Annotated in this window: 14 protein-coding genes; 8 read left to right on the top strand and 6 right to left on the bottom strand. The window is 44.7% G+C overall.

The features are described from left to right. Positions 1–74: 74 nt before the first annotated feature. Positions 75–947, top strand: coding sequence for a TIGR03915 family putative DNA repair protein (locus HCZ91_RS09915; RefSeq protein WP_179799252.1), 873 nt, complete (start codon positions 75–77; stop codon positions 945–947). Between the two features lie 150 nt (positions 948–1,097). After that, complete coding sequence (locus HCZ91_RS09910; RefSeq protein ID WP_179799251.1) at positions 1,098–2,429, top strand: glycosyltransferase family 4 protein; 1,332 nt, start codon at positions 1,098–1,100, stop codon at positions 2,427–2,429. Positions 2,430–2,670: 241 nt separating this feature from the next. Here HCZ91_RS09910 and HCZ91_RS09905 read toward each other — a convergent pair whose 3' ends face one another. Both HCZ91_RS09905 and HCZ91_RS09900 read right to left on the bottom strand, forming a co-directional pair. Continuing rightward, entirely contained in the window at positions 2,671–3,405 is a 735-nt protein-coding gene (locus tag HCZ91_RS09905; protein WP_179799249.1) for a cupin domain-containing protein, read from the bottom strand. Then, positions 3,380–4,120, bottom strand: coding sequence for a gamma-glutamyl-gamma-aminobutyrate hydrolase family protein (locus tag HCZ91_RS09900; RefSeq protein ID WP_179799247.1), 741 nt, complete (start codon positions 4,118–4,120; stop codon positions 3,380–3,382). The genes HCZ91_RS09905 and HCZ91_RS09900 overlap by 26 nt, the downstream gene beginning before the upstream one ends. Before the next feature lie 466 nt (positions 4,121–4,586). On the opposite strand from HCZ91_RS09900, the gene HCZ91_RS09895 reads away from it, so the two are divergent. The 6 genes from HCZ91_RS09895 (at position 4,587) to HCZ91_RS09870 (ending at position 12,677) form a co-directional block, all read left to right on the top strand. Then, complete coding sequence (locus HCZ91_RS09895; RefSeq protein ID WP_179799245.1) at positions 4,587–5,930, top strand: glutamine synthetase family protein; 1,344 nt, start codon at positions 4,587–4,589, stop codon at positions 5,928–5,930. 1 nt (position 5,931) lies between these two features. Then, positions 5,932–7,308 carry an FAD-binding oxidoreductase gene (locus tag HCZ91_RS09890; RefSeq protein ID WP_179799243.1) on the top strand — a complete coding sequence of 459 codons (1,377 nt, stop codon included), beginning with the start codon at positions 5,932–5,934 and terminating at the stop codon, positions 7,306–7,308. Positions 7,309–7,506: 198 nt separating this feature from the next. Continuing rightward, positions 7,507–9,000 carry a Na+/H+ antiporter NhaC family protein gene (locus HCZ91_RS09885; protein WP_179799241.1) on the top strand — a complete coding sequence of 498 codons (1,494 nt, stop codon included), beginning with the start codon at positions 7,507–7,509 and terminating at the stop codon, positions 8,998–9,000. A gap of 132 nt (positions 9,001–9,132) precedes the next feature. Then, positions 9,133–10,005, top strand: coding sequence for an N-carbamoylputrescine amidase (aguB, locus tag HCZ91_RS09880; RefSeq protein WP_346342190.1), 873 nt, complete (start codon positions 9,133–9,135; stop codon positions 10,003–10,005). A gap of 68 nt (positions 10,006–10,073) precedes the next feature. Beyond that, on the top strand, positions 10,074–11,183 hold the full coding sequence (aguA, locus tag HCZ91_RS09875) for an agmatine deiminase (protein WP_179799238.1): 1,110 nt from the start codon (positions 10,074–10,076) through the stop codon (positions 11,181–11,183). A gap of 120 nt (positions 11,184–11,303) precedes the next feature. Then, the gene (locus tag HCZ91_RS09870) at positions 11,304–12,677 is read left to right on the top strand and encodes an NAD-dependent succinate-semialdehyde dehydrogenase (protein WP_179799235.1); all 1,374 of its coding nucleotides are present in this window, start codon (positions 11,304–11,306) and stop codon (positions 12,675–12,677) included. A gap of 78 nt (positions 12,678–12,755) precedes the next feature. Here the strand turns inward: HCZ91_RS09870 and HCZ91_RS09865 are convergent, their stop codons facing one another. From HCZ91_RS09865 to HCZ91_RS09850, 4 genes are all read right to left on the bottom strand, one after another. Beyond that, positions 12,756–14,198 carry an APC family permease gene (locus HCZ91_RS09865; protein WP_101205684.1) on the bottom strand — a complete coding sequence of 481 codons (1,443 nt, stop codon included), beginning with the start codon at positions 14,196–14,198 and terminating at the stop codon, positions 12,756–12,758. Positions 14,199–14,258: 60 nt separating this feature from the next. Further along, on the bottom strand, positions 14,259–14,435 hold the full coding sequence (locus tag HCZ91_RS09860) for a hypothetical protein (RefSeq protein WP_179799233.1): 177 nt from the start codon (positions 14,433–14,435) through the stop codon (positions 14,259–14,261). Positions 14,436–14,522: 87 nt separating this feature from the next. Next, positions 14,523–15,782, bottom strand: a complete 1,260-nt coding sequence (gene gabT / locus HCZ91_RS09855; protein ID WP_179799231.1) for a 4-aminobutyrate--2-oxoglutarate transaminase — start codon at positions 15,780–15,782, stop codon at positions 14,523–14,525. A 159-nt stretch (positions 15,783–15,941) separates the two neighbouring features. Continuing rightward, a complete protein-coding gene (locus HCZ91_RS09850) occupies positions 15,942–17,405 on the bottom strand; it encodes an NAD-dependent succinate-semialdehyde dehydrogenase (RefSeq protein WP_179799229.1) in 1,464 nt (487 codons plus the stop codon). Positions 17,406–17,447 lie beyond the last annotated feature (42 nt).

Below are 17,447 nucleotides of genomic sequence, written 5' to 3'. Positions count from 1 at the left end.
TGGCTCTAGATAGTGAGTGCTAGAGAAAGTTGCCATCTCGCTACTGTATTTATAATAGAAATTTAGGATAAAACATGTCAGCACTTATGCAAAATGACTCTTATGCTGTCGGTCAATTGACGCCTAGCATTGTACTGTATGAGCCTAGCTTTGAAGGTTGGCTGAGTGCGGTGTTTTATGTTTATGCCAATCGTCTACAAAACGATGTGTCACTGAAGCTAACTGCTCGAGATTGCTATGTGCCATCACTCATCGCTCAGGCGACTAGCGTAGCAACTGATGAGGATAAGGCCGAGCGTGTGTTGGTTAAATTAAATACCTTATTAGGTCGCTCAGGCATGCGAAACATCTTGTGGGGTTTTTTATCAGAAAAGGATGATATCGGTACGACATTGTTCCGCGTGGTCAAATACGCCATCGACTATCCCAATCGTCAAATTATGCAAGATTTGGGTAATTTAGATGTGCTTGAGCTGGTGCAAACGGTCAAATCGGTCGGCCGTGAAAAACACCGTATGGAGGCGTTTGTACGTTTTGAGTATACGACTGATGATATTTATTTTGCACGTGTAGAGCCTGATTTTAATGTATTACCACTCATCGGAGAGCACTTTCGGCAGCGTTATCAGGATCAACACTGGGCAATTTACGATCTAACGCGAGGCTATGGCATCTATTATGATAAAAGTAATAGCACGCCATCACGTCCGGCAAAGCTGCAAACCATCACCGACCTCGATGATGCGGTACTACGCAACCCTGCTAGCATCCATAGTCCTGATGAGCAGCGCTATCAAAAATTTTGGCAAGGTTACTTTACCAACGTCAATATCAAAGAGCGCAAAAATCCTAAGCTGCATAAACAATATCTCCCGCAGCGCTACTGGAAATACTTGAGTGAGAAACAAGTACTGCCCAATGCTGAGCATTTACAAAAACGACGCTAATGGCTTTTGGTGTTTATTAAGCCCCGTCTTACGCTTATATAGTCTAAAAGCAGCCTATCTGACCTTATCTTTTTATCTTGATGGTTGAGTTTTAATCGCTTTTAACTGACAATAGCAAATTGATATTACTAACCGGTGACCAACGCTATTATGAAAGTTATGCGCTTACTGTCGTCTCTAAAGCATGATGAATCCGAGCGCGGCATTTTTCATCTTGGACGAGCATTGGTCAAAAATGAGCATACCTCTATCATTGTCTCCAGTGCCGATGAAGACAACGACTTGGTTAGACGTCTCAAACGTGATGGCAATATTTACCATCAGCTACATGTGAATAAAAAGTCTTGGCTATCATTATTGCAAGTCTCTGCACTGCGGCATTTGATAGAAAAGTACGAACCCGATGTCATTCATGTACATTCGCGTACCCCTGCATGGATATTGCATTTGGCACTGCGCCGCGCACGCGTCAGACGTTTTCCCAAACTGGTCTCGACCATGTATGGTTTTTATCCAATTAATAAATATTCTCAAGCCCTACTCAATGTTGATACGATAATCACCGTATCTGATAGTGTCACTCAATACTTAAAAAAAGGACTGCGCATCGAAGACGTAGATCCTAAAGTCATCACGCGTATCTATCGTGGTATCGACACTCGGCGCTACCCCTATCGTCATAATCCGTCGGTTTATTGGTTACGTCATACCTTTGCTGAATACCCTGAGCTTGAGCACAAAAAATGGCTCGTATTCCCAACTGTCATCGGTAATGAGTACGGGCAAGAGTGGCTCATCGATATCTTGGGTAACCTGCAAGAGCAATTCCCAAATATTCACGTCATTATTATGGATGAAGACTATAAAGACGGCGATGTCGCTCATGAAGACTTTCGCCAACGTACCAACAGCTTGGGACTGGCGGAGCGCATTACCTATGTGGGCAGCAAACGTAACGATATGCGAGAATGGCTATCGGCGGCCAATATTGTCATGGCACTTGCCAATGAACCCGAGTCAATCGGTATCAATGCCCTACAAGCCATACATCTAGGTACGCCAGTCATTGGTTGGGATCAAGCCGCCTTTAGCGAGATTTTACAACCGCTCTACCCGCAAGGATTGGTAAAAAAGTACAATGCCAATGCGCTTTGTAAAGCGGTTAGAAATCAGTTAGAAAGTGTGACGCGTCCTGAAATGACCAACAAATTCACCATGCGTGAGATGATTGAAAAGACGCTTGAAGTATATCAAAGCTTACATGATACGGCGCTTGCCGAAGAACAAGCCGAAGCAGATGCTATCGCAGTTCGACGCATCAAACGCAGTCTGAAAAAAGCATCTAAACCTGCCCTAAATGTCGCTGTAAAAAATATCGAACCTGTTGCTAAAAATCCAAAAATAAAGCTAACCAAAGAAAAGTCTAAGACAGCAGATAGTGTCGATACGGTAGATACGACAGAAACCATTGAAGACAATTAACAGCCGTAAGCTAAGCGTTTTATTTAATAGGTAATTTTATAATCAAAAAAAGGCTACTTCTAAAATGGAAGTAGCCTTTCTTATTATTCAATCATTACCGGGCAATATCAAACCTAACGAAATTTAGCTTATAGTCAAAGAAATCTAAAACAGCTACAAGGCAGCCGACCGCAGATTGTACTTATAGTACCTCTAGGGAGGGTAACACCGTAGCGGTTTAGTGGTTCGCTGACTATAAGGTTTAATAAGTCGTCGGTGTATGGGCACTTACAATACGAGTGATGCTATCGGTAGGATTAATAAAAGTATGCGGTTGAATGGTATCAATCACATAGCTATCACCTTGATTTAATAAATAGGTGCTGTCTTCGATACGAATAATAATCTTACCCTCGATGACCGTACCAATCTCCTCACCTTCGTGAGCGATCTTTTCTTCTGTTGAGCTATTTGGCTGATAGGTTTCTATCAAGAACCCTAAGTTTCTTGTCCTGCTGCAGTTATAGACCTGCTTTAGCGACACTTTGCTATGGGGTTCATTAAGTTCTAATAGATCCTTTGGCGTTACAATCACTCTAGCCTTTGGCTCTTTCCACTCGTCACTAAAGAACGTGGTCAGATCAGAACCCAATACTGTCAAAATTGCCTTTAACGTATTGACCGCTGGACTGACCTTATTGCGCTCAATCGAGCTGATAGACGTGTTTGTCAATCCTGACAGTTTTGCCAATTTACGTTGCGAATAACCTTTTGCTAGACGCAGCTGGTTAATCTTTTTGCCAATGTCTTCTTTCAACGATTCATCTGTTTCAGAATCATTCAATTCATCATCATCGATATTATCTATTTCAATATCAACATCATCTGCATCTTTGTCATCGACACTATCAACATCGTTCTCAATGTTATCACTATCAGTGACAGCAGTTTCTGCCTTACTTTTAGTTGTGCTACTCGGTTTGTGGTTCTCTGGCATGGTGAATAAATTCCGTGAATAGAAATTTGGACAAGCTATCTTGCGCATAATTTAACTCAGGATGCCATTGTACACCAATCATAAATGGATGTTGTAACAAGCTGATAGCCTCTACCAGACCATCAGGCGCTAACGCTTCGACGAATAAACGCTCGCCTACCTTATTGATGGCTTGTTTGTGCAATGAGTTGACGTGCCACTTTTCACCAAATGCTGCCAGCCTTCCTTGAGGTTGAATGATAACGTCATGTATGGGCTGATACTGCACCTCAAGCGGCTGGGTATTGTCTTCTAAATGCTGCTCATAAAATCCATCGATATCACGCCAGTCAGAATATAGCGTGCCACCAAAATGAACATTCATCTCTTGCAAACCTCGACACACTGCAAACAGCGGAATGTTTTTTTCGTCTGCATAAGCCAATAATTTGAAGCTCAGCTCATCACGGCCTAGGTCTTGTTTGGCTTCGGTATGCGTCGCGCCATAACGAGTTGGGGCGACATTGCTATAACTACCGGTCAATAAAATTCCATCTGCTATTTCGAGCAGCGCATCGAAATTTTCGCTATCGGCAGCTGTATTTGGCAGCAGTATAGGATTGCCACCATAAAAGTTTACTGCATCGATGTATTTTTGATATACCGCCTGTGCTGGCTGTCCGTCAACCATCTTATGACAAGACACAATAGCAATAATAGGTCTGGAATTTTTCATATTATTTTCCCTCGTTATAACAACTAGACCTAGGCTGTCTATGTTGTCTAATCCCTTATTTAGCTAAAATTTAACACAACGCCTCGTAAAATGTAAACTATAAACTTCATTAATATCGATATTTGTACTATAAACCCGCATTTGAGTTATTTTAAGATAATTTTAAATAAAAATTGACAATTATAGTTTTCATCCATATATTAAAAGTCAGCAGCAATGATAACCAACATAGTTTAACTTTTAAACTGAATAAAAATGCCTAAGAGCACAGTCTATAAGTCACTAATATCATTGATAAAAAATTTAGCAGTAGTATAAACACCTCATATTCAACCCGTCATTTATCAAATACTTATTTATTAAGTGTTCGTTATAAATGCCACTAGCAGAGAATTTAGACACCACAGCCAAAACGTAGTAGCAGTAACAAACCCAGTAATTCTACAAATTCATAGGAAGAACAGACATGATGACAACCAATGGAATGGTCAAATCTGCAAACAGCACAGAGTACGTGTATGTTGCCGCAGGAGATATCAATGGCTTACTTCGTGGTAAGCGCATCCCTTTTGATCAAATGGAAAAAGCAGAAAACGGCGCAATCCGATTACCTCTGTCAATCTTAGGTGTCGATATATGGGGCGCTGATGTCATCGAGTCTTCGCAGTGCAATGGTGATATCGATGCCATTGCCCGTCCAACTGGCCGTGCTGCTTATCCGCTTCTCAATACCAGTGCCCCTTCATCGCTACTACCGATTTGGCTATATACCGAAGACAATGAACCTTACTACGGTGATGCCCGCCATGTTTTGGACTACATCAGTAAAAAGTTCAAAGCACTGGGACTGACGCCAGTGATGGCAACCGAACTAGAGTTTTATTTGGTTGACTATACCGAGGGAGAGACACCCAAGCCGCCTATCCGTCCCAAGAGCGGCCTAAGACTAAATAAGACGTCCATCTTAAGTATCAATGACCTATTACAATTCGATGAATTTTTAGATGAAGTCTACGAGCAGTGTGAAAAGCTCGATATCCCTGTTGATGCGGCACTGGCTGAAAATGGTTGTGGGCAGTTTGAAATCAATTTATTACACGTCGATGATCCATTAAAAGCTGCTGACGACGCGATTTTGTTTAAACAAGTGGTCAAAGCCGTGGCAGCTCGTCGTAAGCTTACCGCGACCTTTATGGCAAAACCTTTTGGCTTACAGTCTGGCAATGGCTTTCATGTACATTGCAGCTTGTTAGATAAAGATGGCAACAACGTATTTGATGATGGGTCAGATGAAGGCTCAGATATGTTGCGTCATGCAGTGGCTGGCCTACTAAAAACCATGTCAGATTGCACCTTATTGTTTGCACCGCATGTCAACTCTTACCGCCGCTTTACCCCCGGTACATTGGCCCCAAACAACGTGTCATGGGGTTATGAAAACCGCACCGCAGCTGTACGTATCCCCGGTGGTGACACCAGAGCACGCCGTATCGAACATCGGGTGTCTGGTGCAGATGCCAACCCTTATCTAGTTTGTAGCGCAGTGCTGGCGGGTATGCTATATGGTATCGAAAACAAGCTTGAAGCACCTGAGCCGATTAACAGCATTACTTATGATGCAGCAGAACTAAAAACCTTACCGTTGGACTGGCTCTCAGCCATTCGTCAATTTGAGAGCAGCGATGTGGTTGACTCACTGTTTCCAAGCGAGATGATTGAGCTATTGATTGCGGTCAAAAAGCAAGAGGCCAAACGCTTTGCTCAGCAAGTGACTAACCTTGAATACCTAACCTATTTACAGGATGTTTGATATGTCAAATAGTAGCCCAAATAGCAACCAAAGTAGCAATATGACAGCGAACCAAAACCCACCTTCTAACAACACGCGCAATATCCCGCATTACTCGGATAAGGGTCAATACCCTGATAGCTATTATGCAGCCAGTCGCAACCCTAAGCCTGACAGACCAACGCTTAAAAACGATATTCAAGTAGAAATCTGCGTGGTCGGTGGCGGTTACAGCGGCCTATCAACTGCCCTGCACCTTATCGAGACAGATCATGAGGTCGTCGTGCTTGAAGGCGCACAGATTGGTTGGGGCGCATCAGGTCGTAACGGCGGTCAAATCGTCAACGGTCTAAATGCTAGCCTACAAAAAATCAAAAAATCTTACGGTCAGCAAAGCGCAGACTTCGTCGGTCAACTCGTGACTCGCGGTGGCAAAATCATTCGCCGCTTTGTCAGTGACTACGATATCAGCTGCGATCTGAAAGAAAAAAACATCTTTGCAGCATTGAATAACGGACAGCTAAAAGACTTGCAAGAGACACATGCACTGTGGGAAAGCCACGGTATGCACGACCGAGAAATGCTAGACAAAAACGGCATTCAAGAACATATCAAGTCAGATGCTTATGTGGGCGGCGTCATCGACCATTCGGGTGGACACTTCCATCCATTGAACCTTGCATTGGGTGAAGCGGCAGCTATCGAAAAAAATGGTGGCACAATTTATGAAAACACCTTAGTCGTAGATATTGAATACGCTGACGATTCTATCAAAGTTGTTACTGAGTTTGGCACGGTGACTTGTAAGCAAGCCGTTCTATGCGGTAACGCTTATCTCAATAAAGTCATTCCTAAGCTGACTGATCGCGTAATGCCAGTATCGACGCAGATTATCGCGACCGAACCATTGGGTGATTTGGCCGATCAATTACTCCCTACTGATGTCTGTGTCGAAGATGTGCGCTACATTCTTGACTACTATCGCCTCTCAGCAGACAAACGCATGTTGTTTGGCGGCGGTACGGTGTATGGCGGTCAAGATCCTGCTGATATCACGGCCAAAATCAGACCCAATATGAATAAGATTTTCCCAGAGCTGCGCGATGTGAAAATCGACTACGCGTGGAGTGGTAACTTTGCCCTGTCTTTCTCTCGTGTACCGCAAATGGGCAAGCTACATGAACGCGTATATTTCGCCCACGGCTATAGTGGACACGGTGTAACAGGCTCTCATCTGTTCGGGCAAATCTTGGCTGATGCCATCAATGGCAAAACCAAAGAGTTTGACACCTTTGCACAGATTCCTTGGATTCCATTCCCAGGTGGCAGGGCTCTACGAGTCCCTTACTCGGTCATGGGCTCGTGGTGGTATGCACTAAAAGACACCACCGGCATGTAAATACATGACCAACCGTGCATAAAAGCGGTCGACATAGACGATGTTTTTATCATAAAAACTACTGTTGCCTTGACCTATCACAGTAATGGATTGCTGTGATAGGACGCTCGATAGAAAGTTGATTCGCTACTGGCTGTCGAGCATCAACCACCGAATAGAGTTTGTTTTAAAAAATGAGGTTCTACAGGGAGCGTAAGTATGAACATGAAACTCAATGATGCTGTCGAAGGGCACTATCATAACAAGCGAGTCTTTCTCACCGTAATAGTAGCCGTCGTCATCTATCTGGCCTTTGCTTGGCTATCCATGAGCCGTGGTCCAGATGAATCTTGGGGTGCTTTATCTTTATTACCCACATTATTAGTATTAGTCACCGCCATTGTCTCTAGGCGACCGTTTGAATCTATGATCGCAGGCTGCGTCGCTGGCCTTGTGATGCTCAACCCCTTTGATCTGGTTTCCCCCTTTGCAGACAATATGTCGATGGTTTTGGGCAACGAGACCATTATCTGGATTGTCCTCGTCTGTGGTCTGATGGGCGGGTTAATTCAACTTCTTGAAATCAGTGGCTGCCTAGATGGTTTTAGTGAATGGCTACAAAAAATCATCAAGTCGCGTCGTCAGTCATTGTTGGCCACTTTTGCTTTGGGCGTTGTGGTCTTTATCGATGATTATTTAAACTGTCTTGCTGTATCAACTTCCGTCAAAAAACTCACTGACGTCTATAACGTCTCCCGTGAAAAGCTCGCCTATATCGTCGATTCAACCGCTGCCCCTATGTGTATTATCGTGCCTATCTCGACTTGGGCCGTTTACTTTGCAGGCCTATTAGAAGAAAATGGCGTGGCCACAGAAGGTGAAGGTCTTGGTCTTTATATCAGCGCTATTCCCTATATGGCCTATGCTTGGTTCGCTCTCCTAATCGTGTTCTTGGTTGCTTACGGTATATTAGGTGACTGGGGCCCCATGAAAAAAGCCGAGAAACGCGCTAAGGCTGGCAAGCCTGTCCCTGAAGCGTTTGTAGAAGAGCAGCTGGTCTCAAATGTCCAAGCCAAACGTAAATTATCGTTCAAAGCCAACATCGCCAACTTTGCCTTCCCGATGATCTTACTCATTGTCTCAACCATTTACTTTGAAGTCGATCTGTTACGCGGGGCCCTATTGACCTGTTTTGTGACTGTCGTTGTCTATTGGATGCAGGGTATTTTGAGCTTTGAGACGCAAGTAGAGTCTATCTTTAAAGGCTTTAAAGTCATGCTCTATCCACTCTCGACCGTTATTGGTGGCTTTTTCTTAAAAGCAATCAACGATGAGCTTGGTATGACTATGTATGTGATTGAGGCTATCACGCCTTATATGACCATTATTATCTTCCCTGCGGTTATCTTTGCGGTCATGGCATTCTTGACCTTTGCTACTTCATCAAGCTGGGGTCTGTACGTGTTGGCGATGCCTATCGTGTTCCCAATATCGCTCGCCCTTGGCGTAAGCACACCACTTATGATTGGCGCCTTGTTATCGGCCTCATCATTCGGTAGTCATGCGTGTTTCTTTAGTGATTCATCATTACTTGCCGCGCAAGGTGCTGGCTGCTCACCCATGCAGCATGCCTTTACCCAGTTCCCGTATGCGATGCTAGGTGCAGGACTGTCCGTCGTGACCTTCTTAGGATTGGGCTATATGATGGCTTAAGCCGATAAAACTTAACCAATATGGACTTAGCTATTGTCGCTATACACTAACGAATGATGAGAAATTGTTCGTTAGCAAATACAAATCATCATCTATATGTAGTATTAATTATCTATCAATAAAAGGATTGAGATCATGCGAAACGTTACTATGGCGACTACGCAAATGACATGCGGCTGGGACATCCAGCAAAACATTGCGACCGCGACTGACTTGGTCAAAAAAGCGGCCAACGATGGTGCCAATATTATCTTACTTCAAGAACTGTTTGAGACGCCCTACTTCTGCCAAGTTCATGACTTTGATTATTTTAAACTGGCAACTTCAGTCGAAGACAATGCAGCTATCAATCATTTCAAAAAACTGGCAAAAGAGTTAGAAGTGGTATTGCCAATTAGCTTTTATGAAAAATCAGGCAATACTTTCTTTAATAGCATCACTGTGATCGATGCTGATGGTGAGATACTCGGCACTTATCGAAAAACTCATATACCAGATGGCATTCCTTATGCAGAAAAATTTTACTTCACCCCTGGTGATACAGGATTTAAGGTTTGGCAAACCAAATACGCTAAGATTGGTGTCGGTATCTGCTGGGATCAGTGGTTCCCTGAATGCGCCCGTAGCATGGCATTGATGGGTGCCGAGCTGCTGTTTTACCCGACTGCCATTGGTGATGAGCCAACACTCGGTATCGACTCAAAAGGCCATTGGCAGCGCTGTATGCAAGGCCATTCCGCCGCCAACTTAATGCCAGTCATTGCAGCCAATCGCATTGGCACAGAAACCATCAGCCAAAATGGCAATGACAGCACGATGCAGTTCTATGGTAGCTCGTTCATTACTGACGGCCGCGGCGACATCATAAAAGAAGCGTCAGCAGATACTAGCGAAGTGATTAGCGCCACCTTTGACTTAGATCAACTGGCTATCGATCGTCAGCAATGGGGTGTGTTCCGTGATCGTCGTCCATCGATGTATGGCACACTGCTGACTCACGGTTAATTTGATTTCCGTCTCTTTAGTTTACTCCCACTATTTTTATAGTCGCTCGTGTACGATAAGGTGATTTTATGTCTATATTACTGACAGACTCAACCCCGCAGCAGGATGGCTTTTATATGCCAGCAGAGTTTGAGCCAATACAAAAGGTATGGATGGTCTGGCCATACCGTGCTGATAACTGGCGACAACAAGCGGTCCCTGCCAAGAGGGCTTATGCTGAGGTTGCACTGGCAATTAACAATTTTTGTGACGTTGGCGTACTGGTCAATCCTGATGATTATCAGCAGTGCCGCGATAGCTTGCCTGATGATATCGACGTTATCTCTATGCCGAGCAACGATGCGTGGGCACGTGATACCGTGCCGACATTTTTAATCAATGACGCAGGCGAGCTACGCGCTTGTGATTGGACATTCAATGCGTGGGGCGGAGACTATGATGGCCTCTATTCACCATGGGACGATGACGATAAACTCGCCGAACGACTGTGTGAGCAGCGTGATATTCCACGTTATCGAACGGATGACTTTGTCATGGAAGGCGGCGCGTTTCATGTCGATGGTGAAGGCACGGTTTTGACCACGCGTATGTGTCTGCTAAGCCCGGGGCGCAATCCACATCTGAATGAGCAGCAAATCGAGGATAAGCTAAAAGCCTATCTCAATGTTCAAAAAGTGCTCTGGATTGATGATGGTATCGACCCTGATGAGACTACAGGTCACATCGATGATATCGCCTGCTTTGCGCGCCCTGGTGAAGTGGTTTGCTTATTCACGGATGATCCTGAAAACCCGTTCTATGAAGCAACGCAAAAAGCCTATAAACAGCTCTCAAATATGACTGACGCAAAAGGCAGACGACTAACAGTCCATAAGCTGTGCTGTACTCAGCAGCCAGTGACCTTGCCCGACGATTATGACATTGTACAGTCTCATGATGCCAAACCTCGCCTAACGGGTGATGTTTGTATCGCCTCCTATGCCAACTTTTTGATTTGTAATGACGCGGTCATCGTACCGCAATATGATGATATAAATGATGCACTCGCCATCGAGCAGCTTGAAAAAATCTTTCCGCAGCATCAAGTAGTGGGAGTACGCACAAAAGAGATTGTCTATGGCGGCGGTAATATTCATTGTATTACCCAGCAACAACCTGTAACCAAAGCGTCACTCTAAAACACGCCGCTTGGTATAGAGTGAACCATAATAAATCACACTTATTAGCAACTGAAAGTATAAGCATAAACCCAAAAATGGATTTTAAACCCAAAAACACGCTAAAAATAAGGAAAAAGTATGAGCGATTATCAAATCAACAATCCAGCCACTGGCGAACTAGAAGCCACTTACCCTACCGCCACTGAACAAGATATCCAACAAGTCATTGAGCAAGCAGATACCGCTTATCAAGACTGGCGTAAAGTGCCATTAAATGAGCGCAGTGCATTACTGCATAAAATCGCTGATATCTATCTTGAGCGTCAAGACGAGCTATCACGTATCGTTGCAAATGAGATGGGCAAACCTGTTGCCCAAGCAAAAGGCGAAATTGGTCTGGTGGCTGATATCTATCGCTACTATGCAGATAACGCTGAGCAGCTACTGGCAACCAGTACCATTGAAGTTGATTCAGGATCAGCATCGGTAGAAAAACACCCTGTAGGCGCGCTATTAGGTATCATGCCGTGGAACTATCCACATTACCAAGTAGCCCGTTTTGTCGCGCCAAACTTTATGGCGGGTAATACAATTATTCTAAAACACGCACCGCAGTGTCCAAACACCGCAGAAGTCATCGTCGATATCTTCAAAGATGCAGGCGTACCTGAAGGCGTTTATAGCAATATCTTTGCAACCAATGATCAATCAGCGACCATTATCAATGACACACGCGTACAAGGTGTCTCGCTAACAGGTTCTGAACGCGCTGGACAAGCCGTGGCAAAAGAAGCTGGCGGCGCACTCAAAAAAGTCGTTTTAGAATTGGGCGGTTCAGATGCCTTTATCGTCGCAGCCGATGCCGATATCGAACAAGCGATACAAGGCGCTATCTCTGGTCGTTTTGGTAATACTGGACAAGCCTGTAACGCAGCCAAGCGTTTGATCGTCATTGAATCAGTCTATGACAAATTCGTCGAAGGCTTTACCAATGCGGTCAGCAACATGACTTTGGCCGACCCGCTTAAAGAAGATACGTTTATTGGCCCAATGTCATCAAAAGCCGCTGCGGTCAACTTGCAAGCGCAGTTAGACAGTGCTATCCAAGCAGGTGCGACAGTATTAGTAGAAGGCGGCATGGACAAAGACAAGCCTGGTGCTTGGTTTAAGCCTGCGGTACTGACAGATGTAACTGAATCCATGGATGTATATCGTGAAGAGCTGTTTGGTCCTGTAGCAGTCGTCTATAAAGCAAATGATATCGACCATGCTATCAAGATTGCCAACGATGTGCCTTTCGGTCTTGGTGCCTCTATCCAAACGCAAGATGCTGCCCTAGCTGCTGACATTGCTGACAAATTGGAAGTGGGCATGGTCACGATCAACGCACCTTCTGGTACGGAAGCAAACACACCATTTGGCGGCGTTAAACGTTCAGGATTTGGTCGCGAGCTTGGCACACTTGGTATCACTGAATTCTTAAACTATAAACTGATTCGTGATAAGTCTTAATAGATTAAAACCTTAGTTAAATAAAAAAAGCCTAACGTTTGACGTTAGGCTTTTTTATGAAAGGTAATTAAAGTAAGTCTACTTTTTATATGGATTTTCTTTTAACCACTGCTGGTTAGCCGTTTTTAGCTCGCGCAGTTCATGATCCATAATGTCTTTACTCTTACCAGGATTCTTCATCGTAGCATAACCGTACAATACCCCACCAAGTACGATCCAGCCAAGGAAAATCCACCACTCAATAGCGACAAGTGCTGATGGCATACCTGGTAGATATAGTGCCAACATACCAAGACTGAGGATAATAGTGATAATACCAACCAATTTACCTGCTGGTACTCTAAACGGACGTACCATATCAGGCTCACGGTAACGCAGCACTAAGAATGAAAGAGCCACACAAGTATAAGCAATAACGATACCGAACCCGCCAGCATCTACAATCCATACCAGCATTTTGCGACCAAATAATGGCGCAAGTGTCGCGAGACCACCGATCAATAAAATCGCATTGACGGGCGTATTATATTTCGGATGCAGCTTGCACAAAAACTGTGGCAACATGTGCGTTTTGCCCATAGCATATAGCAGACGACTACCACCGATAAGAAACGCATTCCAGCTTGATAAAATACCCAGTACACCGCCGATAACGAGCAAGGTACCAGCCCATTTACCATTCCAAGCATTGGTCATCGCATCAGCAGTAGCCAATGTTGAGTCTTGTGCTTGTAATAGCGGTAAAGTCTTGCCCACACTCCAGGCGACTGCTACATACCACAGTACAGCGATAATAATAGAGACGATCAAAAACTTACCGATGTTCGGACGAGATAGATTGATTTCTTCTGCCGCTTGGGGAATGACATCGAAGCCAACGAACAAGAACGGTACCATTACCATCACCGTCATGATGCCACCCATACCGCCAATAAAGTTAGGCGCTTGTACGGTATTAGAAGTTTCAGGACTGAACAGTAACGCCCCTACGAACAGTAATATACCAACTAGAAAGATACCGACAACTGCTGTTTTTTGAAACCACGCGCTGACTTCCATACCGCGTATGTTCAGCCAAGTAACAATCACTGAGCCAAGCATCCCGACGCCTACCCAAGTGGCGTAAACATCCCAGCCAGCAACATTCCAAAGATACCCTTGGCTATAATTAGGAATAATGTATTCGACGACGGTGGGCAGTGCTACTGCTTCAAAAGCAACGACGGAAAAATAACCAAACAAAATACTCCATGAGCAAATAAAGGAGACATTGACCCCTAGTGCTCGGTGGGTATAAGTATGCTCACCGCCAGTAATTGGCATGGAGGCCGCAAGTTCAGCATACGTCACACCAATCAATACGACTACCAGACCGCCTATTAAAAAGGCGCTAATTGCGCCCCATATACCTGCCGAGATGATCCAACTACCTGCCAGTACAACCCAGCCCCAACCGACCATTGCACCGAATGCCAGTGCAATGATATCGAACACCCCTAGCGACTTTTTTAATTCAGACATAACCTACTCCTTGTCTGTGTTTCATCCGTGTGAGCCTGTTACAGCTACACTATTTTTGTTTCATGGGATCATACCCATCATGTTTGTTGTGTCTGTCGCGTCGCCGCAAAGTTTAACTTTGCTATCGGTATAGTATTCAAACAGCAAAAACAAAAACGGCGTCTTGACTTGCAAGGCGCCGTTAAAAAACTCACTCAAAGCGAGTGTTATAAGGGCAACCTTGCCGTTATCTTTCATACAATCTTTTAACCAATATCGGTACTTGAACTAGCTGTACTTGGTTAAAAGCGCTCCATCGCTAAAGTAAATAACACTCAGTATTGCTTATGCCGTTAGGATACCTTTAATGATATCAAGACCTTCTTGTAGCACGTCGTCTTCAACTGTTAATGGCACCATCACACGAATAGCATTGCCATACATACCACAAGACGCTAGTAGCAAGCCTTGCTCAAATGCTTTTGCTTTTAGATTGGCTGCTGCTGCTGCATCAGGTTTACCTTCGCTATCGATTAGCTCAAACGCTAGCATCGCGCCTTTATGACGGATATGACCGATGCTGCTTAGATTTAATCCTTTTAAGAATGAAGCAATGGTATCGCCAATCTCAATACTACGCTCCAGTAAGTTTTCTTCTTCGATCACTTCCATGACAGCAAGCGCGGCCACACAAGCCAGTGGGTTACCAGAATAAGTGCCACCTAAGCCGCCAACTTGCGGGGCATCCATGATATCAGCACGGCCGATGACCGCAGAGATAGGATAACCACCCGCCAAACTCTTCGCAGCAGTCATCAAATCAGGCTCAACGCCTAACTGTTCAGTGGCGAACAACGTACCTGTACGAGCAAAACCACACTGTACTTCATCAAAAATAAGCACGATGCCATGCTCGTCACAGATCTCGCGTAGTGCTTTGGCAAATGATGGCGTTACCTGATGGAAGCCACCCTCGCCTTGGACTGGCTCAACAATCATCGCCGCTACTTCACTAGGATCGATATCTGCTTGGAAGATCATATCAAGGCTATGTAGCGCTTGTTCTTCTGTCACATTCAACTCTTCTGCAGGGAACAATGCATGGAACACAGGTCCTGGCATTGGGCCAAAGTTCTTTTTGTATGGGAGTACTTTGCCTGTTAGGCTCATACACATCATGGTGCGACCATGCCAGCCACCAACAAAAGAGATCACACCTGGACGACGGGTTTTGGCACGCGCAATCTTGATGCAGTTTTCGACCGCTTCTGCACCAGTGGTCAAAAAGAACGCCTTGGTATCACCGCTGATTGGGGCTTTTTCGCACAGCTTTTCTGCCAAATCCACGTAGCACTCATAGTTGATCATTTGCGCCGCAGTGTGCGTAAATTTGTCGAGCTGCTCATGCACACGCTGAGTGATTTTTGGATGGCTGTGACCGGTGTTCAATACTGAGATACCACCGACAAAGTCGATATAACGCTTGCCTTCGATGTCCCAGATTTCTGAGTTCTTTGCTTTTTCTGCAAAGATAGGAAAGGCAACCCCAAGTCCTGTTGGTAAAACAGCTTTGCGGCGCTCAAGTAATGATTGATTGGTAGTCATGGGAATGTCCTTTTCTGTGTTCGTAACATAAATGCCATCTAGTGATTGGCGGTTCATTTAAGACTTAGTGATATCAAACGGTGCTTGTCTGAGATAAAACACCGTAGATACCTATTAGGTTTTGTTAAATGCTCTATTAAATACTGGGCGAGTTATTTATTAGCTGATATCAGAACACCAGTATTTGGTCGTAATATAGTCTTCGATACCATATTTTGAGCCTTCACGGCCAAAGCCAGACTGCTTCACACCACCAAATGGGGCAACTTCTGTAGAAATCAAACCCGTGTTGTGACCGATGATGCCGTACTCAAGACCTTCGGTAACGCGCCATGAACGCGCATAGTCGCTACTATAAAAGTAAGCGGCCAAGCCATAAATCGTATCGTTAGCAGCACGGATAACTTCTGCTTCGTCTTTGAAGGTAAAGATGGTTGCAATTGGTCCAAAGATTTCTTCAGAGGCGATGTCCATATCACTGCTAATATCGGTGATAACCGTTGGGTTATAAGTCAGTTCTGAAGCATCATTGATACTACCGCCAGTGACCAGCTTTGCGCCTTTATCTAGCGCGTCTTTTAGCAAGGCTTGGACTTTATCTAACGCTTTTTTGTTGATAAGAGGGCCGATATCTACGCCTTCTTCTAAGCCGTTGCCTACTTTTAATTCAGAGACTTTTTTGACAAAGACATCTAAGAATTTATCTTTAATGCTGTCTTGAACGTATACTCGGTTGGCGCAGACACAAGTCTGACCAGCATTACGATATTTAGAAGCGATTAAACCGGCAGCGGCTTTCTCTAGATCGGCATCATCAAAGACGATAAATGGCGCATTACCACCCAACTCTAACGATAGCTTCTTAATAGTTGGCGCGCATTGTGCCATCAACGTACGGCCTACTTCTGTAGAGCCTGTGAATGACAATTTATGAATGCGAGCATCACCCGTTAGGATGTCGCCGATGACAGAAGACTTACCAGTGACGACCTGAATGACGCCAGCTGGAATGCCCGCTTGCTCTGCCAACACGCCTAGTGCCAATGCAGAGTACGGTGTCTCGGTAGCAGGTTTGACGATAATCGTACAGCCTGCTGCTAGTGCAGGAGCAACTTTGCGCGTGATCATCGCAGCTGGGAAGTTCCAAGGCGTGATAGCGGCACAAACACCGACTGGCTGCTTGAGAACGACATGACGTAGCTGTGTGCTATTAGCAGGAATCACATCACCATAGACGCGTTTACCTTCTTCAGCGAACCAGCGGATAAAGCTGTTGGCATAACCCACTTCACCACGTGACTCAGTCAGCGGCTTACCTTGCTCAGCGGTCATAATGATGGCCAAATCTTCTTTATTGGCATCGATTAGATCAGCCCACTTTTGCAATAACTCTGCACGCTCTTTGGCTGTTTTTGCTGCCCAGTCTGCTTGGACATCATGAGCGTAAGCAACGGCTTCGTTGACATCTTCTGTGGTAAGGCTTGGTACAGTACCAATGAGCTCGCCATTGAAAGGATTGTTGACATCAAGCACAGCTTCATCACTAGCAGCATGCCAGCCGTCTTTAATGAAGCAAGATTGTTTGAGTAAATCTGGATTTGATAACTGCAGCGCGTTTGACATGTTGACGCTCCTTGTCATATAGGGTGTGTTTATAAGAATGAA

Origin of the sequence: Psychrobacter sp. BI730 (genome assembly GCF_013414195.1) — a bacterium.
Taxonomy (GTDB): Bacteria; Pseudomonadota; Gammaproteobacteria; order Pseudomonadales; family Moraxellaceae; genus Psychrobacter.
Note: the sequence above shows the minus strand (reverse complement) of the source record. Positions and strands in the feature narration are given on the sequence as shown.